Origin of the sequence: Hymenobacter cellulosivorans, assembly GCF_022919135.1 — a bacterium.
Lineage (GTDB): Bacteria > Bacteroidota > Bacteroidia > Cytophagales > Hymenobacteraceae > Hymenobacter > Hymenobacter cellulosivorans.
Genome location: NZ_CP095049.1, coordinates 720890 through 744322 on the forward strand (window position 1 = coordinate 720890; position 23433 = coordinate 744322).

At 55.8% G+C, this 23433-nt stretch carries 21 protein-coding genes; 4 read left to right on the forward strand and 17 right to left on the reverse strand.

All coding sequences use genetic code 11. The features are described from left to right. Position 1: 1 nt before the first annotated feature. From MUN80_RS03125 to MUN80_RS03195, 15 genes are all read right to left on the reverse strand, one after another. Positions 2–1258, reverse strand: a complete 1257-nt coding sequence (locus MUN80_RS03125) for a zinc metalloprotease (protein ID WP_244719517.1) — start codon at positions 1256–1258, stop codon at positions 2–4. Further along, entirely contained in the window at positions 1248–3044 is a 1797-nt protein-coding gene (locus MUN80_RS03130; protein WP_244719520.1) for a prenyltransferase/squalene oxidase repeat-containing protein, read from the reverse strand. Before MUN80_RS03130 ends, MUN80_RS03125 begins: the two co-directional genes overlap by 11 nt. Before the next feature lie 397 nt (positions 3045–3441). Continuing rightward, positions 3442–3609 carry a hypothetical protein gene (locus tag MUN80_RS03135; RefSeq protein WP_244719523.1) on the reverse strand — a complete coding sequence of 56 codons (168 nt, stop codon included), beginning with the start codon at positions 3607–3609 and terminating at the stop codon, positions 3442–3444. 59 nt (positions 3610–3668) lie between these two features. After that, positions 3669–3833, reverse strand: coding sequence for a hypothetical protein (locus MUN80_RS03140; protein ID WP_244719525.1), 165 nt, complete (start codon positions 3831–3833; stop codon positions 3669–3671). Positions 3834–3892: 59 nt separating this feature from the next. Next, positions 3893–4057, reverse strand: coding sequence for a hypothetical protein (locus tag MUN80_RS03145; protein ID WP_244719528.1), 165 nt, complete (start codon positions 4055–4057; stop codon positions 3893–3895). A 60-nt stretch (positions 4058–4117) separates the two neighbouring features. Beyond that, positions 4118–4282, reverse strand: coding sequence for a hypothetical protein (locus MUN80_RS03150; RefSeq protein ID WP_244719531.1), 165 nt, complete (start codon positions 4280–4282; stop codon positions 4118–4120). Positions 4283–4339: 57 nt separating this feature from the next. Continuing rightward, positions 4340–4507: a hypothetical protein gene (locus MUN80_RS03155; protein ID WP_244719534.1), complete on the reverse strand. Its 168-nt coding sequence runs from the start codon at positions 4505–4507 to the stop codon at positions 4340–4342. A gap of 623 nt (positions 4508–5130) precedes the next feature. Further along, the gene (locus tag MUN80_RS03160) at positions 5131–6315 is read right to left on the reverse strand and encodes an ABC transporter permease (protein ID WP_244719535.1); all 1185 of its coding nucleotides are present in this window, start codon (positions 6313–6315) and stop codon (positions 5131–5133) included. Continuing rightward, the gene (locus MUN80_RS03165) at positions 6312–7565 is read right to left on the reverse strand and encodes an ABC transporter permease (protein WP_244719538.1); all 1254 of its coding nucleotides are present in this window, start codon (positions 7563–7565) and stop codon (positions 6312–6314) included. Before MUN80_RS03165 ends, MUN80_RS03160 begins: the two co-directional genes overlap by 4 nt. Positions 7566–7594: 29 nt before the next feature. Then, positions 7595–8287: an ABC transporter ATP-binding protein gene (locus MUN80_RS03170; RefSeq protein ID WP_244719540.1), complete on the reverse strand. Its 693-nt coding sequence runs from the start codon at positions 8285–8287 to the stop codon at positions 7595–7597. Between the two features lie 54 nt (positions 8288–8341). Next, entirely contained in the window at positions 8342–9796 is a 1455-nt protein-coding gene (locus tag MUN80_RS03175) for a TolC family protein (protein ID WP_244719543.1), read from the reverse strand. A 12-nt stretch (positions 9797–9808) separates the two neighbouring features. Then, entirely contained in the window at positions 9809–10720 is a 912-nt protein-coding gene (locus MUN80_RS03180; protein WP_244719545.1) for an efflux RND transporter periplasmic adaptor subunit, read from the reverse strand. A gap of 976 nt (positions 10721–11696) precedes the next feature. Next, on the reverse strand, positions 11697–12737 hold the full coding sequence (locus MUN80_RS03185; protein WP_244719548.1) for a hypothetical protein: 1041 nt from the start codon (positions 12735–12737) through the stop codon (positions 11697–11699). A gap of 116 nt (positions 12738–12853) precedes the next feature. Then, positions 12854–13717 carry a 4-hydroxy-3-methylbut-2-enyl diphosphate reductase gene (locus MUN80_RS03190; protein ID WP_244719551.1) on the reverse strand — a complete coding sequence of 288 codons (864 nt, stop codon included), beginning with the start codon at positions 13715–13717 and terminating at the stop codon, positions 12854–12856. Positions 13718–14094: 377 nt separating this feature from the next. Then, entirely contained in the window at positions 14095–14907 is an 813-nt protein-coding gene (locus tag MUN80_RS03195) for an alpha/beta fold hydrolase (RefSeq protein ID WP_244719553.1), read from the reverse strand. 204 nt (positions 14908–15111) lie between these two features. Between MUN80_RS03195 and MUN80_RS03200 the strand changes: the two genes are divergently transcribed. From MUN80_RS03200 to MUN80_RS03210, 3 genes are all read left to right on the forward strand, one after another. Next, positions 15112–15363 carry a beta-galactosidase gene (locus MUN80_RS03200; RefSeq protein ID WP_244719556.1) on the forward strand — a complete coding sequence of 84 codons (252 nt, stop codon included), beginning with the start codon at positions 15112–15114 and terminating at the stop codon, positions 15361–15363. Positions 15364–15562: 199 nt separating this feature from the next. Next, positions 15563–17713 (forward strand): glycoside hydrolase family 97 protein, encoded by a 2151-nt coding sequence (locus MUN80_RS03205; protein ID WP_375373976.1) that lies wholly within the window; start codon positions 15563–15565, stop codon positions 17711–17713. Positions 17714–18310: 597 nt separating this feature from the next. Further along, the gene (locus tag MUN80_RS03210; RefSeq protein ID WP_244719559.1) at positions 18311–20542 is read left to right on the forward strand and encodes a beta-1,3-glucanase family protein; all 2232 of its coding nucleotides are present in this window, start codon (positions 18311–18313) and stop codon (positions 20540–20542) included. A gap of 76 nt (positions 20543–20618) precedes the next feature. Here MUN80_RS03210 and MUN80_RS03215 read toward each other — a convergent pair whose 3' ends face one another. Continuing rightward, the gene (locus MUN80_RS03215; protein WP_244719562.1) at positions 20619–22136 is read right to left on the reverse strand and encodes a TonB family protein; all 1518 of its coding nucleotides are present in this window, start codon (positions 22134–22136) and stop codon (positions 20619–20621) included. Between the two features lie 216 nt (positions 22137–22352). Here MUN80_RS03215 and MUN80_RS03220 point away from each other — a divergent pair, with 216 nt between their 5' ends. After that, complete coding sequence (locus MUN80_RS03220; RefSeq protein ID WP_244719564.1) at positions 22353–22526, forward strand: hypothetical protein; 174 nt, start codon at positions 22353–22355, stop codon at positions 22524–22526. A gap of 184 nt (positions 22527–22710) precedes the next feature. On the opposite strand, the gene MUN80_RS03225 is transcribed toward MUN80_RS03220, so the two are convergent. Further along, positions 22711–23388, reverse strand: coding sequence for a sterol desaturase family protein (locus MUN80_RS03225; protein ID WP_244719566.1), 678 nt, complete (start codon positions 23386–23388; stop codon positions 22711–22713). Positions 23389–23433: the final 45 nt, after the last annotated feature.

Here is a 23433-nt window from a genome sequence, read left to right on the forward strand (position 1 = left end):
CTCAAGCACCGACAGCTACTGCCTCGGGGTGGGCCGGAGCCCGGTTAGCAAAATATTTATCCTTGACGCCGCCGATAATCGACTTAATCAACATATAGTAGAAGACGAAAGGTATAAATAATTTTGCAATGTTGGTCTTGATCCACAAAAAATCTACTTGCTGAAAGTCAAATAGCAGTCCGTGGAGGAAAGAATACAGATTAAGTGGGAAATTAAGCAGGGAGTGGTGGTTGAAAAACAGCATGTATCCGGCAAAGGCAATGAAGGCGCCGGCGGATACAAAACCGTAGACCGTTAGAAAGAGGGCGCGCCGGCTGTGGTCCCAGTTTTTGTTGATGCCGATGCACATGCCGAAGAACTTGCCCAGGGCCGTCATCGACTTGCCTTTCAGGTTGGAGATGTTCAGCGCGTCGCTTAGGGCCCAGTAGCCGTCGTAGCGCAGCAACGGGTTGAGATTGGCAGCAATAGAGATGCCGATGACGAAGGAAACGTAGAGCAGAGACTTTTCGTGGGTAAAGTAGAAGGCCACGGTCAGCAGCACGCACATCAGCAGCTGCATGTAGATACCGCCGAAGTCCACAATCAGGCGCTCGTGGCGCTTGAGGCGCCAGGTGTCGGTTACGTCGGCGTAGAACACGGGCGTGAAGGCGTAGAAGCCGAAACCAATGGCCCCGCTGTTGGCTCCAAACCGCTCACAGGCAGCCGCATGCCCAAACTCGTGCAGCAGCAGGCTCAGGTAGACCACCGAAATCAATACGCCCAACAGTTTGGGGTTGGAATCGTGGTAAATGGCCTGGATGTCGATGTTGAGCGCGAAGTTAGCGGCCAGAAACAGTAAGCTGGCGACGAACAAGACCACAAACAGCTTGACGTTGAACAGAAACGTCAGAAAGGGCGTGACCTTTCGAACTACTGCGGCCGGCAGCAGCGTCACGCGCAGCTTCAGGTACTCGTCCTGGGCCTTGATTCGGTCCAGGTTATCGGTATCGAAGATGCCGTAGCCCACCAGCTGCTTGTTGAAGATGGTCACGATATCCTCCACCGAGAAGTTGACTTCGTTGGCGCGGTTGAAGGCGTAGGTGATATCCTCGATGTTGCGGTTGCCGTCAATCTGCTCCAGTAGGCTCTTGGTCAGCTGGTTGACATTGAGCTTGATGGGCGTAATTCCGTCGATGCAGAGCACGTAGGTGTTCTTGTCGAACTGGACGTAGGTGTACTGCTCGGCTAGCTGGGGCACGTATTCCTTACTAATTTCCATAAGTGGCGGTATCTAATTGGTGGTAGCGCTGCAGGGCCCGAAGCGAAACCGCAGTAGAAAACAGGTTGGCAACTTCGCCGGTAATGGAGTTGCCGCCGCCCGCTTTGTTGATTTTCAGGCGCTTTTTGGACTGGTACCAGTTCAGCGTCGTCGGATTGGGAATCACCAGGAAGTTGGAGCCGGTAAAGCCGCCGTCCTCGTACTGATTAGCCAGCAGCCAGTCTTTCATCCGGGCGGCGGGAGCCTGGTACTTGGCAAACAGCGCCGGCGAGGCGGCCAGCGTGTCGAGCACCATAGCTGTGTAGAACACGCTCTTCTGCTTGAGAATCTCGCAGGAGAAGCTGCCGTCCTTGTTTTGCTTGCTGATAATGTAGTCCAGGGCCTGGGCAATTTCAGCCGTGAAGTCCTCTTCGTCGCGCAGCATGCCCTGCACCACGAAGCAGGTGGGATACAGGTAGGAAGTCCACCAGTAGGGCTGCCAGATGCCTTTTTCCGACTTGTTTTCCAGGATGTAGGCCTTCAGCGCGGCCCGCTGCTCCTCAAAGCCACTGCGGTCTTCCAGATGGTTGAGGAAGTAGTACGCCAGGGCGCTGACGCAGATGTGGGAACTGGTCCAGCCGTTGAGCTGGGTCTTTTTCAGGCCCAGTTGGCTTACCAGGTTAAAGGCCGTGTCGGAGTAGGTGTGGAAGCCACCGGTGCTGGTCTGGCCCTCAAACCAGGGTGCCAGGTAGGGCTGCACGGGCTGAGCGGCATTGTTCAGAGCAAACAGTACGCAGGTGGTCGAGTCATAATCGAAAACCCAGTCGGTGTTGTAGCCCCAGAGGTGGTCTTGCTGGTTGCTGAGCAGGAACTCGGTAGCCTTGACCAGGTTGGGATTATCTTTTTCCAGGAAAGAAGCCACGAAGCCCGTCGACCAGACGTTGCTCAGGCCCTGCATGTTCGTTACCTCAAACCACGACCCATCGGCGGTTTGCAGCCGTTCTATGTATTTCTTGGAGCGCGCAATGGCTTCGTTGATGCTCGTTTGATTACCGAATGTGGTGCTGATGAGCTTGTCCAGCAGCTTGTTAACCCGGTAGGCTTGCACGTTGACCTTGTAGAAATTTATCTTGTTTCTGACCAGGTCAATGATTTTGATGTAGTCCGTCAGCTCGTTGCGGTAGGGCTCGATTTCGTCGATGGCCTGCTGATAATAGCTCTTCGAGAGTGTCATCATCCGCTCGGCGGTTTCGGAAGTAAACAAGTACCGCTCCAGCACCTCCGGCGTGTAGTCTTTCAGCTTTTTGCCGTTCGACTTCAGCCAGGCTTGCAGCAGTATGTGGCCCAGGTTGTTTTTCTCGTACTGCAGGTCCTTTTTAAAGTCTTCCAGGTCGTCCTGGATGCAGCGGGCAATGGAAAAATAGTCGAGCGACTGGGTCAGGGCCCGGTGCAGCTCGGTTTGGCTGTTGTTCTTGGCGTAATAGGCATCGGCCCCCACTTTCGAGAAGGCGCACTTGTTGATGGCCAGCCGGGTGTAGGTATCGAAGCTCATCTGCACGTTGTACTCCTTGTCGAGCAGAATGCTGGCCAGAAACTCGTAGTTGCGCTGGTTCCACAGCACCCAGAAGGCATCCTTCTTACCGAAGTGCCTCGAGAGAATCTTCATCGACTCCTCGTGGTAGATGTGGGACTGTAGCAGCAGGTGGCTTTCCCGCTCGGCGCTGGCTTTGCCGGAAATATCGTCCTTGTCGTGCATGGCATCCAGGCACAGCAGGTACTTGAAGTAGAAGAAGCCGGAAACGCACACCTGGTGGACAAATAAGCTGTTCCGTTCCCCAAACGCTTTCCGGAACAAATACGGAAAGGTCAAGTAATACTCCGAATCGAAGAAGGAATTAGGAAAAGCCAAATGCTTCAGACCACCTGGAAGTGAAACGTTGTCGTCCAAATAAGTTAAAAATGATTGGCGCAGATTCTCAGTTGTTTTTTCCATATGAGAAAATCGCACTTTACTAATGTCAATCATATAATTATTGTAAAAAACAGTTCCATAGTATTCTATCCAGCCCAAAATTCCTTTTCCAGATACCCAAAAAAATGCTTAACAGTTTTGCAGTTGCAGTTCACTGTTAAGCATTTTTCAGGAGTATCCATTTCACCGGCTGCGGGCCATGAGTTGTCTAGCCCACAGCCGGTGACTCAGATTAACCGATCCAGCACACGCCGTTAGCGGTGGCGTCTACCAGCGCTTCGGCGGCAGCGGCCATCTCCAGACGGTTTTCGAGTTCTTCCACGCTGAAGAGTTCGAGTTTCTGATCTTCCGACAGATCCGTGATTTTAGCGAGCAGCTGAGTTTGGTTAGCGTTGTTCATAAAACAAGAAGTTAAAAAGATGAAGAAAGGAAAAAAGGGTAAGCAGGTAACAAGCCAGACTAGCCGATCCAGCACACGCCGTTGGCGGTGGCGTCTACCAGCGCTTCGGCGGCGGCAGCCATTTCCAAGCGGTTTTCGAGTTCTTCCACGCTGAAGAGTTCGAGCTTCTGGTCTTCCGAGAGGTCGGTGATCTTAGACAGCAGTTGGGTTTGATCGTTGTTCATAAAAAAAGGAGTTAGGGAAGTGAAAAAAAGGAGAAAAGAAAGAAAAGGTAAGCGAAGACCTAACCGATCCAGCACACGCCGTTGGCGGTGGCGTCTATCAGTGCCTCAGCAGCGGCAGCCATTTCCAAGCGGTTTTCGAGTTCTTCCACGCTGAAGAGTTCAAGCTTCTGGTCTTCCGACAGATCCGTGATTTTGGACAGCAGTTGGGTTTGATCGTTGTTCATAAAAAAAGGAGTTAGAAAAAGTGGAAAAATGAAAAGGGTAAGCAAGAAGTCAGACAGTTCTTAGCCGATCCAGCACACGCCGTTGGCAGTAGCATCAACTAACGAGTCGGCCACGGCGGCCAGCTCCAGGCGGTTCTCCAACTCTTCCACGCTGAAGAGTTCGAGCTTCTGGTCTTCCGAGAGGTCGGTGATTTTGGACAGCAACTGAGTTTGATCGTTGTTCATAAAAAAGGAATTAGAAAAAGTGGAAAAATGAAAGATTCGATTAAAAGTCAGGGGAGATTAAGAGGCCACCCAGCACATGCAGTCAATGACAGTTTCTGTCAGCGTATCAGCGGTGGCAGCCATCTCTAAGCGGTTTTCAAGTTCCTCGACGCTGAAGAGTTCAAACTTCTCGTCTTCCGACAGCTCGGTGAATTTGGCCAGCAGTTGGGTTTGATCGTTGTTCATAAGGCAAAGGGTTAGTAGCGATAAAACAATGAATAGTGCTAAATGCGGTAAGTATTTTTGGGTTATAAAACAGACTGAACGCAGCGGATGTATGGCACTGCTAGGTGTGGCGTCCAAGCCGTAGCGGCAGCCACTGGAGCCCTGGGGAACGGAGCCTGGTGTTTGAGCTTTGCCTGTACATACCGGCAGCGGATGAAGCGCAGGCCTGGCGACAGGTGTTGCCAAGCAGTAGCGGGCAACTCTTAATAGTATTTGGGGAAAGGCATGGGATTAGCCACGGCACTACGCACCAGGTAGAAAAGGCGCAGCAGGTAATTCGGTAATCAGGTATTGGAGAGGTAAGCTGCTCGGTATGATGAGGTAGCAGCGGGTGGGCGCAGTACCGGCCCAGGACTAAATGATGCTCTCGTAATAATCTATGTGGTAAACATATCTACATTTAATTAAAAAAGCAAGTGCATTTTAATTAAATTTTTGATATTTTTTTTAAATCACACAGTTGAAATATTACTCATTGTTTAATTAATAATACAACCAAAATACAGTCAATACTATTAAATTAAAGTACATCAAACAATCATTTGCCGACCACGACTTAAGATACAACGAGCACACTTTGGCTGTTACTCTTCCCGTAGCGACAACGCTGGTCGGATGCCGGTGGCTAGCTGGCTGGGATACACGGCGCACAAGGTTACTAAGCCGTAAATGAGCCCCAACCCCAGGCCAATTGCCAGGAAGTACACGCTGGCCGGCACGCTAAATACCCCCAAAATCGGGAACTGAATGACGGCTAGCACGCCCAGGAGCAGGCCAAAAGTGGTGATGATCAGGATTTCGCCCAGGATCTGACTGCTGATGGAGCCAGCACTGGCGCCGATGGCTCGCCGCAAGCCTATTTCCACCCGGCGGCGGCTAATGTTGAGCCACATCACCCCGAAGATGCCCAGGGCCACGTTCATCGTCAGGAATAGGCAGACGATACCGAGCATGGCGGGCAATGCCAGCAGCATCTTGAGCTTGGCCAAGCGCTGCTCACCTAGGGCCACAATGGTACTCGTCCAAGAGGGGCTAGTAGAGTGGATTTGCTCCCCAATCTGCTTTTTGAGGGCCGCACCCGACCCGGGCGCAACCCGCACAAGCAAGGTCGATAATGCTTCCGCGGTATCATTAGGACTCACGTAGAGCATGATGGCGGGTCGGGGCGTACTCAGCTCACCACCGGCACGGTAAGAGTTGGTAACGCCAACCACTTGCCACTCCTCTTTGAGGCCTCGAACCACCTTACCGATAGGCGACTCGTTAGGAAACAAAGCAGCCCGGGTTGCTTCCGTAATGACCACGGGGCGGCGGGTAGCGGCTTCATCGCGCCGGTCAAACCACCGGCCTTCAGCAATCTGCAGGTCCAGCACCTTCTGGAGCTCGGGGCCGGCAAAGTAGATGTCGGTGCTGGGCGACTGGCGCTTGTTGGCTCCTTCGCCGGCATCGAGCTTGGCGGTACCATTGTTGAAGGAAAAAGGCGTGTTTTCGCCGCTGCGCGCCACGCTTGTCACGCCGGGCGTGGCTTTGAGGCGCTGCACTACTTGCTGCAAAGTGGCGTACCGCTGTTCACTTTGGGCGCCCTGCTTGAGGTTGATTTGCCAGACATCCTGGTACTCGAAGCCCAGGGGTGTCTGGTAGTTTTGCCGCATGTACATAATCAGGCTGGTCACGGCAAACACCGCAATGAAGGCCAGAAATATCTCGGAAACCAGGAGGCCATTGGCCCGGCGGCGGTTCCAAATGAGGGTAATGAGGTGGCGTATCATACCTTGAAGTCTGCTTTTAGCGCCTGCACGACAGGCAGTTTTGACATTTTATAGGCTGGGTAAGCCCCCGACAGCGCCCCGAAGAATAGGGACGTCAGAATTCCGGCCCCGAAGACCCGGGCATTCAGCGCAAAGTCGGAGTAGGGCATAAACTGGCTGTAGTTGAGCAGCATCAGCGCGCCGGCGGCCAAGGCCAGGCCGAGCAGACCGCCCAGCAGCGTCAGGAAGACGTTTTCGAACAGGAACTGCGTCACCAGGGTGCGGGAAGTGGCTCCGAAGGCCTTGCGCACCCCGATTTCGGAAGAGCGTTCCAGCATGCGGCTCACGTTCACGTTGACCAGGTTCAGAGCGGGCAGCAGCATGAAGAGCAGGGCCATTACCACCGAAACCTGCATCATGCGCCCTACTCCGCCTTCTGCGTCGGCGTTGTTATTGAAGCGGGCCGTGAGCGAGGCCAGCAGGGTACGGGCATATGAGTGCACGGCTTTGTACTTTTTGGGGTCGGGTAAGGGCACTTGCTTGATGATGCGCTCATACTCCTGTTGAATGGTTGCCACGTCGGAAGAGGTTCGGGCTAAGGCAATAGCCTGGTAGTTGCCGATGTAGCCCGGGTCCCGCAGGTCCTCACTGGTCGTGGTAAGAGGCACCCAGAAGTCGGCGTAGGAGTTGGAGCGTGAAATCGGCACGTCGCGCACCAGGCCTACCACCCGGTAGTGCACAGCTCCAGCCTCGAACGTGCGCCCAATGACGTTTGTCGTGGTGCCGAAGTATTTGCGACTAGTGCTTTCGTTGATAACAGCCACTAGGGCCGCTTCCCGTACTTCGGCGGCCGTGTAAGGCCGGCCGGCGACGAAGTCGAAATTCAGCACTTGCCAGAACTCGCTGTCGGTCAGCTTGCGGTCCAGCTTCAGGGTGCTTTCGCCCACGTAGGCTTCCACGTTATTGTAGTTGCCTTCACTCAGCGAAATCTTCTCCGGGGTGCGCATGGGCCGCACGTAGCGGTCGAGAAAGGAGTAGCCGATAAAGCCGTTGCTTTGCCCTCCCTCCTGCGCTACCAGTTGAATCCGGTTGATAAATACCAGCCGGTCGACCTGGGTTTCGGGCGTGTGCGGGCCCACGGTGTAGTCGAAGATGGCATAGAGTACCAGCAGCACCATCAGGGTCAGGCTGGTTCCGAAGAGGCTGATGAACGTGAAAAACCGCCGCCGCAGCAGCACCTTCCAGGCTATTTTTAGATAATTGAGCAACATAGGATAGGAGGTTAAAACGCGTGCGGGCTTTAGTTTACCTGGCTGCCATCCAAGAGCCGGATCTGGCGCTTGGTGCGCTGGGCCTGGGCCTCGTCGTGGGTTACCATCACAATGGTGGTGCCCTCCTTCTCGTTGAGGTGCAGCAGCAGGTCCATGATTTCCTCGCCCATCACCGAGTCGAGGTTGCCGGTGGGCTCGTCGGCCAGGATGATTTCGGGTTCGCCGGCCAGGGCCCGGGCAATGGCCACACGCTGGCGCTGCCCGCCCGAAAGCTGCTGCGGAAAATGACTGGTGCGGGCTCCCAAGCCTACTTTTTCGAGCATGGCCAGGGCGCGCTTACGGCGGTCTTTGGCGCTCATGCCCGAGCGGTAAAGTAAGGGCAGCTCCACGTTATCCACTACTGAGAGGTCGTTAATCAGGTGGTAGCTCTGGAAGATAAAGCCGATTTTCTCGTTGCGCAGACTGGCTAGGTCCTTCTCGGAATAGGAGCGCACAGGGCGGCCGTTGACTTCCACGGTGCCTACGGAGGGCTCGTCGAGCAGACCCATTAGGCTCAACAGGGTGGATTTACCGCAGCCCGAGGGTCCCATCACGGACACAAACTCGCCGCGGTTGATACTCAGGCTTACGCAGTTGAGCGCCGAAGTCTCAACAGTGCTGGTCTGGTAGATTTTCTCGATGTCAATAAGCCGCAGAACGGGCGCTTCAGCAATCTTAGTCATGGTAGTGGCTGTAAAGAGGATAGAGATAAATGAGACAAGGCAGGTCCGCCGGCGCTACTGAGCCGCCAGGGGCTGTTGCTTTTCAAAATCGTAGAGCGTGAGGGCCCGTAGCCGGTAATACGCCACCCACCGGGCCCGCAGGGCCGCTATGTAGCTGCGGCGGGCGCCGTCCTTGGCCTGGGTAGCCAGGCTCAGATCGGTGAGGCTGATGCGACCGAGCAGGTAGGTGGAGCGGGCTATGTCGTAGCGGCGTTGGGCCACTGAGTCGGCGTGCTGGGCCAGGCGGAGCTGTACCGTCAGCTGCTGCTGCTGCCCGGCTTCGGTCAGCACGCTTTGGGCAAAGCTGCGTTCTTCCTGGCTCACCGTATGCTCCACCTGCTCGCGGGTGAGCTTGGCGGTTTTGACCACAGCCTGCCGGTGGCCCCAATCGAGCAGGGGCATCGAGAAGGACAGCCTGACTTGCTGCTGATTACGCAGGTCTTGTAGGCTACTATTCAATTCGGGCGCCTGATTGACGTAGCCCAGATTGGCCGACAGCGTAGCTTGCATGCCGGTGGTGCCGCGGGCTTCGGCCACGTCGCGCTCGGCTTCGAGCAGGCGGCGCTGGAAGGCCAGGATGGCGCTGCGGTGCTGCCGGGCTTGTTCCAAAGCTACTTCCGGGGCTACCACGGGTTGTGGAGCCAGTGTGGGCACATCCAGCGCGGGAGCCGTAGCGAGGCCAGTGTAGGCCTGCAGCTCTACGGTGGCGTTCTGGGCGCTGAGCTGGGCCTGAATTTTGGCCTGCTGGGCATCGAGCAGGTTGAGCTCCAGCTGTAGCAGGTCGCTCTGAGAAAGGCGACCCAACCGGTAGCGCTCCTGCCCAATGCGCAGCAGTTCGTCGGTGGCCTGGGCATTCTGGCGGGCTACTTCGGCATTCACCTGTTGCAGCAGCACGTCAAAGTACAATTCAGTGGTGCGCTGGGCAATCTTTTCCCGCTCCTCTAAATACTTCCGCTGGCTTTCCTGGTAGCGCAGGGGCTCAATGCGGCGGTTCCAGTGAAGTTCGTTGAACTGACCGATAGGCTGTGTGAGGCCCAAAGTGAAAGGCTGGCTGTTGTAACGCTTGGCCTTACCGATAAAGTCATCGTAGCGCAACACATCAGCCCCCACGATTACTTGGCCACCGGTCAGGCCAATATTCTGCTTCACGGCAAAGCCGACATTGGAATTATTGTTCTTGACTGATTTGAATTCAATAGCGCCATCTTTCTGCACTACGGGGGTAATCGTGCTGCTGTAGTTAGGCAAATTGCCTTGCAGGCCAATCTGGGGCCGGTAGGTAGAGCGGTAGTCGCGCCACTGCCAGTAGCTGATTTCCCGGTCGGTATTGGCCTGTTTGCCAATAGCCGAGTGGTTGAGGGCCAGCGTAATCACCTCATCGAGGTTCAGAGGGCGGCTGGCATTTTGGGCCGTAAGGTCATGGAGCGGCAGCCCCAGCAGCGCCAGGAAGGGAAGGAAGCGGAGTTTCATGGTCGTGGGGCCTTATTCGGTGATACTCAACTCTGGCGTATCCAGATGGTCCTTCATGTCCGACACGATGATCTGCTCACCCTGCCGCAAGCCGCTCACAATCTGCACGTAGTCGAAGTTGCTGTCGCCAAACCGCACGGTGCGCTGGCTGGCCTTACCGTCTTTCACCACGAACACCGCCTGCTCCTGCCCGCCCTGGTAGAAGGCACCGTTCTTTACCCGGACCACATTGTGGTGACCTTTGGTAACCACGAATACATCCACGCGCAGGTTGGAGCGCAGTGCGGGGTGATGATCCTGCTCCAGTTGGGCGTAGAAGGTAACTACGCCTTTGTCCACGGCCGGGCTGATAGTGCTGATGGTCCCGCGCAGGTCAGTACCGTTGATGCGCACCACTACCGGGTCGCCCACGTGCAGGGCATCGGCATAGGCATCAGAAATAGTGGCCCGCACCTTGAAACTGCTCAGGTCGGCTACGCGGGCCAGCGGAGCCCCCTGCTCTACCGAGCCACCGATGTCGTCATTTACCCAGGTCAGCACGCCGCCATCCTGGGCGCTGATGGTAGCCTGAGCCAGCTTACCGGCCAACTCAGATATAGCGCGATTTTGAATGGCCATGGTGTAGCCTAGCTCCCGGACGTCGGCGGCGTTGGAACGCTGTTGGGTCTGAATCTGACGGGCCAGACGGTCGGCCTCCAGCTGGGCTACTTTCAAGTTGAGCTCGGCTTGGCGTACGGTTTCGGCCGTGCCACCACCGATTTTGAGTAGTTGCTGCTCATCCCGCAGATTGGACTGCAGGCTACGCACCTTCGCTGCCTGCACTTCTACCTGAGTGCGCAAGTCGTTCAGGTCGCGCTCCAGGCCAAGCTGCAGCTGGGAGTTTTTGTTGCGGTTCCGCAATTGCTCATCATCCAGCTTAGCCAAGCTTGAGGCGGCAGCTTCTTTGTCTAATTCCAGGATAGTCTGGCCCGGTGCCAAATGCGCTCCAACTGCCACAGCCACCCGCCGAATTGTACTTTGAATAGGACTGGTAATTACAGCCTCATGACCAGGAATTAGGACGCCGGCCGCCGTCAAGGAGGCTTCGACATCTCCTATTTCAACTGGAGCTGTCAGGATAACGCTACGCTGGATACTGGGCTTCAGTAACGAGCGAAAAGCCATTGTACCACTGAGCAGTATCACCACCAGAGCCAAGCTAAGCAACCACCGCCGCCGACTTTTCTGGCTTCTAACTTTGGGAGCTATTAGTCTGTCCATTTTTATAAATAATATGATTATATCAATTGCAGTAATACAACTTCCGAGCTAGCAAAGCCAGATAATCCCCGAAGTCAATAGCACTAATGTTGAATAAGCTAATCCTAACGCGCAGCTGGTGAGCCACAAGCTCCCTGCTGGTAAAGAGCTACCTCTGATAACCAGAGCAAGCCTTGGTAGTATTACTAATATGTACTCTAAAAGCTCACGTAAGAGCTATAAACGAACTTTTGCAGGAGGTAAAACACACCTGACCGTGAACTTGCCTAGCGGCAATTGACAGTCATGGCGCTACTCGTAGCAGCTGTAGCTCGGCAAAAACAAAAAGTAGAATTGAGGCAGCACAAAAGGATGGTGGTGCTGCGGACTGTCTTCCGGCTCCAGGCTGAATCCCTGTAGATCCACTGGGGCAACTGTACCAAGCTATGCTATAGTACCGGGGAAAACAGACGGAGTTGTGGAGAATGGGGCATATATGGTATGGATAAGTGCTGTAAAAATTCTCTAACTAACGTATCTAATAATAATGCTCTCAAATATGCAGAAACAATTTCAATAAATACAAGAACAGGTGCAATTTATTTTGCAAAATTTTTCTTGAGCCACTTTTTAAAAACATAACCTTATGATATTCAAAGTTTTAATCATATTCAACTCTTGCAACCAAACCGGCTTGTAGTTGCTCAATGAGGCCAAAACGCCCTGCGGCAGCATCCAGAATGATGGTGTGGCGACGAAAAGGCTCATTGCCCAGCATACCATCCATGCCCGAAGCGTGCATCAGGATATATTGCCACCACTTCATTCCCTGAATGTAGGTGACGCTGTGCAGGGGCACCGCTGTGGCTTCCAACTGCAAGGAGGCTTGGGTAGGAGCGGTATAAGCAGTAAGGGAGCGGCCCCAGGAATTCACGCTACTGGCCTCGACTTGCGCTCGTGCCTGAACCAGGTTTTTCCAATGCTTTTTACTGGTTATCAAGGCGTAGGCGCTGCTCCCTGAATCAAACAGCAACTCGTGCTGCTGCCCCAGCAGGACAGTACCCAGCAATACCCGGCGCTTACGAAACCGCAGGGGCGCAAAAACTGCCTGGTGGGCCAGAGCCGGGGGCAATTGAGGCAGTAGTTGAAACTGGCGTTGTGGATAGTCGAGCACGAGGACGTGGTTTTCCAGCACGTCGGCACCCAGCGTGCCGATAATGAAGGGTTCAGTGCTATCGGCGGGCAGTTCCTCCTTGCCATACGGCAGTACTCGGATGTGGGCCGCTGAGAAAGTGGCTTGACCTAGCTGAAAGCTGAAAGCAAGCACCTGGCCATCGTGGACGCGCAGGACCGGCTCAGTAGCAGGATACGCGGCCTGCAAAGCACCCAGGGAGTGCGCGTAGAGCAGAGAAGAAGGTGCGCCGGTATCGAACTGCAGATAGCACGTGAGCGGGCAGCCGGGCAGCTGCACGGGCACAAGCAGGGAAGCGTAAGGCTCCACCGGAACAGCATCGGTATCGGCCTGCCACTCGAAGGTGCACTGAGCCGGCAGGTTATGTACCGTAAGCTGATTTGGTGCCGGTTCGAACCGCTTACGCAGGTAATAATACCCACTCAGGCCACCCAGTACCAGCAGCGCCAGCAGCCCTGACCTATACTGTTTGGGGAAAGCACCAGGCGTAGTACGAACGGCAGCACACATATAGTTATTTTAAGGATAAGCAGCTCGCCCGTAGTTGTCAGGCAATAATGAGTAGTATAAAGTATAGTCGGTAGCTTGTAAGCCCCTGGGTCACTATCTGACGTTGAACTGTCGGTTTAGCTGGCCATAGCCGGCACGGCTACCAAGGCATTGCGCACATCTTCGAGCAGCCACATCGGCGTGCTAGTGGCCCCGCAGATACCGACCGACTGCCCAGGAGCGAACCACGATAAATCCAACTCATCGACTTTTGATATAAAGTGTGTGTTCGGATTGGCCGCCTTGCAGACCTGGTAAAGGGCTTTGCCATTGCTGCTCTTGGTGCCCGATACAAAAATGATGTGGTCGAAGCGAATAGCAAAGTGCCGCAGGTCCTTGTCGCGGTTGCTGACCTGCCGACAGATGGTGTCGTTGGCCAGTACTGTGTAGCCGCGCTCCTCTAGTTCCTGCTTGATGCGATAAAAGCTGTCGGGACTTTTGGTTGTTTGGCTATAGAGCGTAAGCTCTTGCGGTAGTGGGTGCTGCAAGAGCTGCTCCAAGTTCTCGAACACCACCGCGTGGCCCTGGGTCTGCCCCAGCAAGCCTTGCACTTCGGCGTGGCCGTGGGTGCCGTAGATAAAGATCTTATTCTGTTTGTCGTAGCTGGCCTTGATGCGGTTCTGCAACTTGAGTACGACCGGACAGGAGGCATCAATCAGGGTCAGATTATTGTTCAGGGCAATGCGGTAGGTGCTGGGTGGCTCGCCGTGGGCCCGGATAAGTACCATTTCATTATGCAGCTGGGCAAAAACGTCATAGGTGATGATGCGTAAACCCAGAGACTTGAGCCGCTCCACTTCTTCTTCGTTGTGCACGATGTCGCCTAGACAGTACAGATAGTCTTGGTCATCTAGTATTTCTTCGGCCATCTGAATGGCGTAAGTAACTCCAAAACAGAAGCCGGAGTCCTGGTCGATACTAACGGTAAGATTATGTGCCATATAAACGGGCTGAATAACGATATACAGGATAATTTTAAGCGCTAAACGGGCTTTCCGGCCAGCTGATAACCAGCATGCCAGGCCGTATAGATCTTATTTTAATAGAAGAAACGAATGAGTGGACAGCTGGCCGAAAAGCCAACTATCGGGCAACTACTTCGCGGGGAACAGTGGGCGTGAAATCACAGCAGGCTCTCATGCAGCCCAGGATATCAGCAACAGAAAAAAAGGAAACTACTGGTCAGTAGGTTGGGGTTGTGGGATAGATGAGAGTAACAATAGATTATATATAGTGCTGCAATATAAATTCTTTTTGCCAATTACTATAACCAACCTCAATAATTAATCTAAAGATCTGCTTCTCAAAACTTTATTTTTCAATTAACCCATAGTCTGCCGCCCGGCAGATAGGCCTCCAGGGCGTTGAGTGTTTGGGTAGGAGCACTTAGCTGCGGGCAGTGGCCACTGACGGGCAGCGTAACAAGCGTCGCATCGGGAATGGCTGCCAACAGAAACTCGCCAACCTCGGGCGGCGCAACCAGGTCTTCGGCGCACTGCACCAGCAGGCAGGGAATGCGCAGCCGGCCCACATCCCGGCGGTTATCGGAGAGGAAGGTAACGCGGGCAAACTGCCGGGCAATGGCGGGGTTGGTTTGACAGAAGCTATGAGTAAGCTCGGCGGTGAGTGTGGGACGGTCGGGAGTGCCCATAATAAAGGGGGCGAAAGTATCGGCCCAACCTACGTAGTCGGTTTCCATAAACGCCAGCATGGCCTCCAGGTCGGGGCGGTCGAAGCCGCCGTAATACTCGGCGTCGTTGACGTAGCACGGCGACGGGCACAACAAGAGCAGCTTGCGGAAACGCTCGGGCGCAGCAATAGCCGCCAGCGTACCAATCATGGCCCCGACGGAGTGGCCCACCAGGTAGATTTCGTCCCGACCCAGGTGGTCACAGATTTCCAGCACATCCTGGGCGTAACCCTCCAGGGAAGAATACTTAGCCGCATCATAAGCTGCCGCTACCGACAAGCCCGCGCCCACGTGGTCGAACAGCACCAGGGTAAAATGCTCGGCAAAGGCGGGCGTGAGGTAGCGCCAGATACTTTGGTCGCAGCCAAAGCCATTGACGAAAAGCAGAGTTCGGGGCCCGTTTCCGATTACGCGGACGTTATTGCGGCGCAGCACATTCATAGCAAGTCGACTCTGGCTACTGTAGTTGACATCCTCAAAGTCAACAGCAAAACCCTATTTAATACCACTATAATCTAAGTATACGAAATTTTCACAAAACCCAGTAGGGTTCAGGAGTGTAATTCTGACTTAGCCGGATAGTTTGGGGCTCCTGACCGGGCGGTAGGTTTTTGTCCTCGCCTGAATACCTAACCTCGATTTGCTATGTGGAAACTGCTACTGGGACTCTTGTTGCTAGGCATATCGAGCCAACTATGGGCGCAGTCGGTAACGCACGCGTTTGAGCTGGGCGATGATAATTTCCTGCTGGATGGAAAGCCTTTTCAGATGATTTCGGGCGAAATGCACTACCTGCGGGTACCCCGGCAGGCGTGGGGGCAACGGCTGCGCATGGCTAAGGCCGCAACAACGTGGTGGTGCTGGAATTGCCGGGGCCTGGGTAAACGAAACTGCTGACGGTAAACAAACCAGTTCTGAGCGTGGTAAAGCTAGCCACCGTGGTGCGGCCGTAGCGCTGAGCGGCGTACTTCCCCAATCAAACCGGCTGATAAACCGACGGATAGGAAGAGTTTCGGGGCGGGTTAAATTAGTTGCGTAATTTTTTCATTGTTTTGCTCTGCAAATCACTGAAATTCTAACGCCTACCTCCCACCCTATGAAATACAACATCCGCTGTTCGGCGGCCTTTTCCTTCCGGGTTCTGACGACCACGCTCGTGCTGCTGGGCCTGCTGCAGGCCAGCGCCCGGGCCGAGGAAATGAAGTCGCCCAACCAGCAAATGGTCCTCACCTTCGCGCTGCAGAGCGACGGGGTTCCGACCTACGCCCTAACCTACAAGGGCCGGCCGGTAATCAAGACCAGTAAACTCGGTCTGGAGCTTAAAAACGCTCCAGCCCTGACCAGCGGCTTCACTGTGGCCGATTCGAAGCAGACCACGTTCGACGAAACCTGGCAGCCGGTGTGGGGCGAAACCAAGAGCATCCGCAACCACTACAACGAGCTGACCGTGAACCTGCAGCAGGCTGCCACCAGCCGCACGGTGATCCTGCACTTTCGCGTATTCGACGACGGCTTGGGCTTCCGCTACGAGTTTCCGCTCCAGCCCAAGCTCGACTACTTCGTGGTGAAAGAGGAAAAGTCGCAGTTTGCCCTGGCCGGCGACCATAAGGCCTTCTGGCTGCCCGGCGACTACGACACCCAGGAGTACAGCACCGTCACGTCGAACCTTTCGGAAATACGCAGCAAGATGAAGGCGGCCACCACGCCCAACGCTTCCCAGACGCCTTTCTCCCCCACCGGGGTGCAAACGCCGCTGATGCTTAAGAGCAAAGACGGGCTCTACATCAACATTCACGAAGCGGCCCTGGTCGACTACTCCTGTATGCACCTGGAGCTTGACGACAAGAACATGGTGCTCGAGTCGCACCTGACGCCGGATGCCGCTGGCAACAAGGGCGAGTTGCAGACGCCCTGCGTCTCGCCCTGGCGCACCATCATTGTAAGTGACAAAGCCGCCGACATCCTGCAGAGCAAGCTGGTGCTGAACCTCAACGAGCCGAGCAAAATCAAGGACACCTCCTGGATTAAGCCCGTGAAGTACGTGGGCGTGTGGTGGGAGATGATTACGGGCAAGAGCACCTGGTCGTACACCAACCAGGAAAATATCAAGCTCGACGCCCTGGACTACTCGAAAGTAAAGCCCAACGGCACCCACGGCGCCACCAACGCCAACGTGAAGCGCTACATCGACTTTGCCGCCCAGCACGGTTTCGACGCGGTGCTGGTAGAAGGCTGGAACACGGGCTGGGAAGACTGGTTTGGCAAGCACAAGGACTACGTGTTCGACTTCGTGACGCCCTACCCCGACTTCGACGTGCAGGAACTGAACCGCTACGCCCAGAGCAAAGGGGTGCGTATCATCATGCACCACGAAACCTCGGGCTCGGTGCGCAACTACGAGCGGCACCTGGACACGGCCTTCCAGTTTATGAACAAGTACGGCTACACGGCCGTGAAAACCGGTTACGTAGGCGACATCGTGCCCCTGGGCCACCACCACTACGACCAGTGGGTAAACAACCACTACCAGTACGTACTGGAAAAGGCCGCCGAACATAAGATCATGGTGAACGGGCACGAGGCCGTGCGGCCCACCGGCCTGGCGCGCACCTACCCCAACCTGATTGGCAACGAAGCCGCCCGCGGCACCGAGTACGAGTCGTTTGGTGGCAACAACGCCGACCACACCACCATTTTGCCATTTACCCGCCTTATCGGGGGCCCGATGGACTACACACCCGGCATTTTTCAGACCAAGGTGAGTGCCTATAATCCGCAGAACAACTCCTTCGTGCATACTACCCTGGCCCGGCAGCTGGCCCTGTACGTGACGATGTACTCGCCCCTGCAAATGGCCGCCGACCTGCCCGAAACCTACGAAAAGCACCTCGACGCCTTCCAGTTCATCAAGGACGTGGCTGTGGACTGGGATGCTACCGAAGTGCTGGAAGCCGAGCCCGGGGACTATATCACCTACGCCCGCAAAGCCAAGGGCAAGAGCAGCTGGTTTGTGGGCAGCACCAACGACGAAAACGGCCGGACCTCGAAAATCAACCTGAGCTTCCTGGAGCCCGGCAAGAAGTACGTGGCTACTATCTATGCCGATGCCAAGGATGCTCACTACGAGAAAAATCCGCAGGCTTACGCCATCCGCAAGCAGAGCGTGACGAGCAAAACCAAGCTGACCCAGTATTGCGCGCCCGGTGGTGGCTACGCCATCAGCATTGTGGAGGCTGCCGCTAAGTAGCCCTGCTTCTTCTTTAATACTGAAGCCCTGTCTTACCAAGTGTAAGGCAGGGCTTTGTTTTTAAGGAGTGTAAGGCAGGGCTTTGTTTTTAAGGCCGGAGTTCTATTTCATAGCATAGGCGAAATTCACCTTCTTCCCAAGAAGCCGACAACTGTTCCATGATTGAGTAACGAAGCGGATACAAGCAGAGTAATCATCCCTGTTCAATGAAAAATTTTTAAAAAACTTTGCTTAATCATCCTATTTATTACTTGTTTTTTAAGTGAATCGCTAAAAAACCACCACCCTTATAATAGCCGGGCTAATCTTGCTCCCTACGAACCTCTGTGTGTGCAGTAGCCCTGGCAACCGTGCGACGTAAGCGTAATATCAACCCTGCTTCACTCTTCTCAGCCAAGTACAGTCCTTGCTTTTCTTGAAAAAGGCCTACTATATTTAAATCACACCAGCAGCGGCGCAGTCGATTTTACCTGTACTCGTGGCTTCCGTCGGAGCCGCCGCTTTGCTCTTTTTCCGGCCTGTTGCGCTACCCAGTTTCTGGGGAAGCCAGTAGCCGTTGCCCTGCCCCTACCAATTCCCACTCTAATCCCAAACTTCATGAAAACCCGTACGCGTACCGCGTGGCGAAGCCTGTTGGTTTTGCTCAGCACCCTGCTCTTTTCGGCCACCAGCTGGGCCCAGGGCAGCATTCCGTTTACCATCGCCAACAACTCTCCTTTCCCGGATTCGGACCTCTACGTGGCCATCGTCGGCAAAGACGCGGCCGGCAACCACCTCTGGATCAACGCGGCCAACGGGCAGGTATTGCCCATGTCGGCCTCGTACAATACTGTAACCGGACCAACCTACAACGGCAACACCGGGCCGGGGCAGAACTCCAAGTACGCGGCCTGCTTCACCCGCTTGAGCAACATCCCGAACAAAACCTTTACCCTGCCCTACATTGCTGGCTGCCGGGTTTTCATTGCCCAGGGCCAGCAGCTGTATCTGTACTTCTTCGGTGCATCGGGCGCACCTTCGGGCTACGCCGCCCCCGATTTTCAGAACCCTAACGACCCGAACAAAGGCATCCGCTACGAGTTTATCGAGCTGACTAACAACCAGTACGGCTTCTTCGGCAACCACACCCGCGTAGACTCCTACCACTACCCGATGGGGCTGGAGCTGTGGGGCAACGGCTACTACAAGCGCGCCGGTGAGCTGAAAAGCCACGCCGACATCCTAGCTGCCTACCAGAGCTTTGCGCCCTCAGCATTTCAGAGCCTGCTCAATACCTCGGCCGGCACCATTACCTGCCCCGGTAAGTCGCCGGCGTTTCAGGCTGGCGGGGCTCAGTCCAACTACTTCGGCGCTTACATCGACGCCATCTGGAACAAGTACGTCAACGAAGACCTAATTTTCTATGCCGGCGACGCGGGCGTGTTCAAGGGCCGCATCAGTGGTGGCCGGCTCACGGTGGTAGGCCAGTCGGGCGGCTTCGCGGGCCGCACGGGCATCGTGGCGCGCAAGCCCACGACGCAGGAAGTACTAGAAGGCAAGGGCGTCCTCGACCAGCGTGTAGGCGATGGGGACCTCGACCTGGTAATACAGTCGCAGCTATGCGCGGCCATCAACCGGCACGTGGTGAATACGACCACGCCCAACCCCGGCCAGCAGAACTGGTACAATGCCGGGCAGTACTACCTGGCTGACCCAACCAACCACTACGCCCGCTTCTGGCACCAGGGCGGCATCAGCGTGGATAACCTGAACTACGGCTTCGCCTACGACGATGTGAACGACCAATCGTCGAGCTTGCACACGCCCCAGCCGACTAAGGTTGTAGCTACTTTCGGCGGCTTCGCTGGTTCTACTCCACCGCCTCCGGCTACGGGCGTAGCTACCATGTACAAGGACTGCAACTACACCGGCACGGCCGTAGCCCTGCCCGTGGGCGACTACAATCTGGCCGCCCTGCAAAGCCGGGGCATTCTCGACAACGACGTATCCTCGCTGAAGGTGAACAGCGGCTACGAGGTAGTGCTCTACGAAAACGACAACTTCACCGGCGGCACGCTCACGGTGGGCAGTGCTGGTAACGGCTGCTTGGTAAACAACCCGCTGGGCACCGGCAACTGGAACGACAAGGCGACTTCGCTGCGGGTGCGCACCACTACGTCCTCCACGTTTAGCATAACCTTGCAGGCCGAAGCGGCCAACGTGAACAACGGTATGACGGTAGAAACCACCACGGATACGGGCGGCGGCCAGAATATGGGCTACGTAGACGCCGGCGACTACCTAGTTTGGAACGGCATCAATTTCCCCACCACCGGCCAGTACCTGATTGAGTACCGCGTAGCCAGCGGCGGGGCGGGTGGCACCATTTCTTCCGACCTCAACGCCGGTACTACGCAATTCGGCAACACGACCATCCCCGGTACCGGCGGCTGGCAGAACTGGACCACCGTGTCGAAAACGGTGACCATCAACGCGGGTACTTACAACTTTGGCGTCTTTGCCCAGTCGGGCGGCTGGAACATCAACTGGGTCCGCATCACCAAGGTCAACAGCGCAGCCCGCACCACGCTGGCTGCCTCGGCCAAGAGCAACCCGGAAGTCCTGCAGCTTTATCCCAACCCGGTAGTAGACCAGCTCTATCTGAGTGCCTCGCTGGATATGGCCGGTAGCCAGTACCGCATCCTGGACGTCAGCGGCCGCACGATGAGCAGCGGCACTGTAAGCGGCCAGACTGTGGAAACCGCCCAGCTACCGGCGGGCATCTACACCCTGCAGGTCACGACTGCCGACCAGCAGCAGATTCTGCGGCGCTTCGTTAAGAGCAAATAAGCCGGGAACCCACACTACAAAAAGCCCCGCCGGATTATCCGGCGGGGCTTTTTTGGCTTGCAACACCTGTTGGGCATTACGGCACCAGCAGCTTGCCGGAGGCCGTGGCGGCGGGCCCGGCTATTTCCACCGTGTACACACCGCTGGCCAGGCCACTTACCGACAAGATGGTTTCGGCCTGCTCGGCGGAGGTGGTGGCAAAGGAGGCCTGCCGCTGCAGCTGCCCGGTGGCGTCGTACAACCGCAGCGTGGCCTCGCCCCGCCCGATGCCCTTGGCCGTCACCGTGGTTTTGGAGGAAGCCGGGTTCGGAAACACCGTGAGGCCCGTAGCAGACGTGGCGGCTCCGCTGCGAGCGGCCGGCACCGTTATGTTGGCGTAGCGGTACGTCAGGTAGCGGTAGGGCCGCTGGGAGCTGTTGCGCCCCACGCCCTCGACTGGGTTGCCGTGGGCCGTGTAAGTGTAGCTGTAGGTAGAGGTGGAAGGCCGAGCCGACTGGTCGTGCTTCTGTTTACGGATCAGGTTGTGCAGGCCGCTATCCTCTACTTCCAACGGCGAGCCGGCCGAGGGAAACAGATTGTGCAGAGGATTGGGGCTGGAATCGTACTCGAAAGAATACGTCCAGGGCTTTTCCAGCGGCTTGTAGTTGAAGCCCCGCACGGTGGAAGCCACCAGGCTGCCCTCCGCATTCAGGGTGTAGTCGGTGCGGCCGAAGCTGCTCATGCCCTCGTACCGCTTCGTACTCAGCGAAAAAGCCAGCTGCGTGGTCCCGTCCGGGCCCGGCTGCCGCTCCAGCAGCGTTTCACTCATCAGCTCCCATTTGTCCCGGGGCCGGTACTGCTGGGTTATTTTGGTGAGCTGCCCCGCATTGTCATAGCTGAAGCTGTAGCGCCGACGCCCATCCGCGTTGATTTTAGTCAGCAGCGGCCCGCTTTTGGCGTACTCGTAGCGCCAAGTATTAGACGATATTACTTTACCGTTTTCCACTACATCCACACGGTGGGTGGCGGGCTGCCCCGCCACGTCGTACGTGAAATAGTGCCGCTGCACCAGACTCTTCTTGGTTGCCAGCTGGTAGGTCGAGTCCCGGAAGCTGGCAATTTTCTCCACCGTGGTGCTGCCGACCAGCGTGTTGGCCTGGGGCTGCACGGCCGCTACCGGGGCCACGGCTATGGGCTTAGCCGGACCGGACTGCATTATCTTGAAGCTAATGGGAATCGTCATCGGGGCTGGTACGGCCTGGCCGCCCTGCATAGCCGGCCGAAACTTGCCCAGGGCCCGCACCGCCTGCAGGGCCGACTCATTGAGCAAGGGCGAAGACGAATCCAGCACCCGCATGTCGGTTGCAGAGCCCGTGGCGTCCACGATGAACGTGACGTTGACCTTGCCTTCGGCCCGGGCGCGCAGGGCCGCCGCCGCGTAGCGCGTATTGCGACCTAGGTCTTGCAGCATCTTTTCGCTGCCCCCGATATACTCCGGTAGCCGGTCGTACTTCACAGCGGCCGGTGCGGCGTCGGGCATGGTAGTCGTTTGCGCGTAGGCCGCGGCAGGCAGCAAGACGCCGCTCAGGGCCAGGATAAGTCTAATGGCAGTCATCAGGAAAAGCGTAATGGGTATAAGTCACAAGCAAAGGCAAGGCTAAGATATTAAATCCCACGCTCCTTGGTGTACCCAATAGCGGCCCTGCCTTTGCCCCGGCCCAGTTGCCCGGACGAATGGAAATTCCACGAAGTCAACCTTTTTAGAACATGGGCAGTACGTATTACGACAAGACCCGCGGGCCTTCTCTACCACACTCTCTTCGCCCTGACCATGAAAAACTACCGTTTTTACTTCCTGCCCGTTTTCCTGATTCTTCTGACTTTCTCGCTCAGCGGCTGTGAGCTGGTGGGTGACATATTCAAAGCCGGCATGTGGACGGGCCTGATTGGCGTCGTACTAGTCGTGCTGCTGGTGCTGTTCATCCTGCGCAAAGTCCGCCGCTAGGTCGTTTGCCAAACCATATAAAAAGGGCGTCTCTAACCGGGGCGCCCTTTTTTTATTGGCCCGTCAGCTGGATGCGGTAGCTGGTTTGCCAAGCACAGTATGAGCGGCTAAGCCACCATTGCGCACAAAAAAGCCTGATCTGTCTCCAGATCAGGCTTTGAAAAATTCGGGGAGACCAAACGTGTTAGCCGTTGGTCTTCTTGGGCATGGTTCCGATGATATGGTCCCAGAGGGTAGACGAAACGCCGAAGGCAATTTCATCCTGCCGGTAGTGGTGCTGGGCGTGGTGCGTCCACCACACCTTCAGAAAGTTCTTCGGAGGTGCGTAGGCGTGAATGGCGTAGTGCACAAACAGATACAGCGCGTAACCGAACGTGAAGCCAGCCAGAATACCGAAAGCGTAGCTACTGAAAACGAAGCGGAAAATAAAGAACAACAACGACGCCACGAATACCGTGATGATGGGCGGCATGGCTAGGCGGGTCTTGTCCTTGGGATACTCGTGGTGCACGCCGTGCATGGTGTACTGAAATTTGGCCCGCTTCGGCGTGGTGGCCGGAATGTGGTAGAGGTAGCGGTGCATGGCGTACTCCACGTACGTGAACATGAACCATCCCAGCAGGAACAGTCCGAAAGCCGACAGCCCGCTGATAAAGCCGCGGGTAATGCCATAGTATAAGCTCCCGGCCGCCGTCAGCAAGAAGATGGATACCGGCAGGGCAATGTGGGTGTGCGTCAGCCGCTCCAACACCGGGTTTTTAAACAACTGCGCCGAACCCTTGTGCTTGGGTTTAATCTGGTCAGGTGTTTTTACTGGGTCGGGAGCTACTTCGAGGGCTGAGGTAGAAGAAGCGGAATTCATAGGAATGATCAGCTAGTGTAAGGAGCAAAAGTACGCAGTATGGCA

Bases quoted from the DNA above. Each gene is read 5' to 3' on its own strand.
- MUN80_RS03135 (WP_244719523.1), bottom strand. From the start codon at position 3,609: ATGAACAACGCTAACCAAACTCAGCTGCTCGCTAAAATCACGGATCTG.
- MUN80_RS03145 (WP_244719528.1), bottom strand. From the start codon at position 4,057: ATGAACAACGATCAAACCCAACTGCTGTCCAAAATCACGGATCTGTCG.
- MUN80_RS03170 (WP_244719540.1), bottom strand. From the start codon at position 8,287: ATGACTAAGATTGCTGAAGCGCCCGTTCTGCGGCTTATTGACATCGAG.
- MUN80_RS03215 (WP_244719562.1), bottom strand. From the start codon at position 22,136: ATGACTGCCATTAGACTTATCCTGGCCCTGAGCGGCGTCTTGCTGCCT.
- MUN80_RS03200 (WP_244719556.1), top strand. From the start codon at position 15,112: ATGTGGAAACTGCTACTGGGACTCTTGTTGCTAGGCATATCGAGCCAA.
- MUN80_RS03165 (WP_244719538.1), bottom strand. From the start codon at position 7,565: ATGTTGCTCAATTATCTAAAAATAGCCTGGAAGGTGCTGCTGCGGCGG.
- MUN80_RS03210 (WP_244719559.1), top strand. From the start codon at position 18,311: ATGAAAACCCGTACGCGTACCGCGTGGCGAAGCCTGTTGGTTTTGCTC.
- MUN80_RS03175 (WP_244719543.1), bottom strand. From the start codon at position 9,796: ATGAAACTCCGCTTCCTTCCCTTCCTGGCGCTGCTGGGGCTGCCGCTC.
- MUN80_RS03190 (WP_244719551.1), bottom strand. From the start codon at position 13,717: ATGGCACATAATCTTACCGTTAGTATCGACCAGGACTCCGGCTTCTGT.
- MUN80_RS03195 (WP_244719553.1), bottom strand. From the start codon at position 14,907: ATGAATGTGCTGCGCCGCAATAACGTCCGCGTAATCGGAAACGGGCCC.
- MUN80_RS03225 (WP_244719566.1), bottom strand. From the start codon at position 23,388: ATGAATTCCGCTTCTTCTACCTCAGCCCTCGAAGTAGCTCCCGACCCA.
- MUN80_RS03205 (WP_375373976.1), top strand. From the start codon at position 15,563: ATGAAATACAACATCCGCTGTTCGGCGGCCTTTTCCTTCCGGGTTCTG.
- MUN80_RS03185 (WP_244719548.1), bottom strand. From the start codon at position 12,737: ATGTGTGCTGCCGTTCGTACTACGCCTGGTGCTTTCCCCAAACAGTAT.
- MUN80_RS03155 (WP_244719534.1), bottom strand. From the start codon at position 4,507: ATGAACAACGATCAAACCCAACTGCTGGCCAAATTCACCGAGCTGTCG.
- MUN80_RS03220 (WP_244719564.1), top strand. From the start codon at position 22,353: ATGAAAAACTACCGTTTTTACTTCCTGCCCGTTTTCCTGATTCTTCTG.
- MUN80_RS03125 (WP_244719517.1), bottom strand. From the start codon at position 1,258: ATGGAAATTAGTAAGGAATACGTGCCCCAGCTAGCCGAGCAGTACACC.
- MUN80_RS03140 (WP_244719525.1), bottom strand. From the start codon at position 3,833: ATGAACAACGATCAAACCCAACTGCTGTCTAAGATCACCGACCTCTCG.
- MUN80_RS03160 (WP_244719535.1), bottom strand. From the start codon at position 6,315: ATGATACGCCACCTCATTACCCTCATTTGGAACCGCCGCCGGGCCAAT.
- MUN80_RS03150 (WP_244719531.1), bottom strand. From the start codon at position 4,282: ATGAACAACGATCAAACTCAGTTGCTGTCCAAAATCACCGACCTCTCG.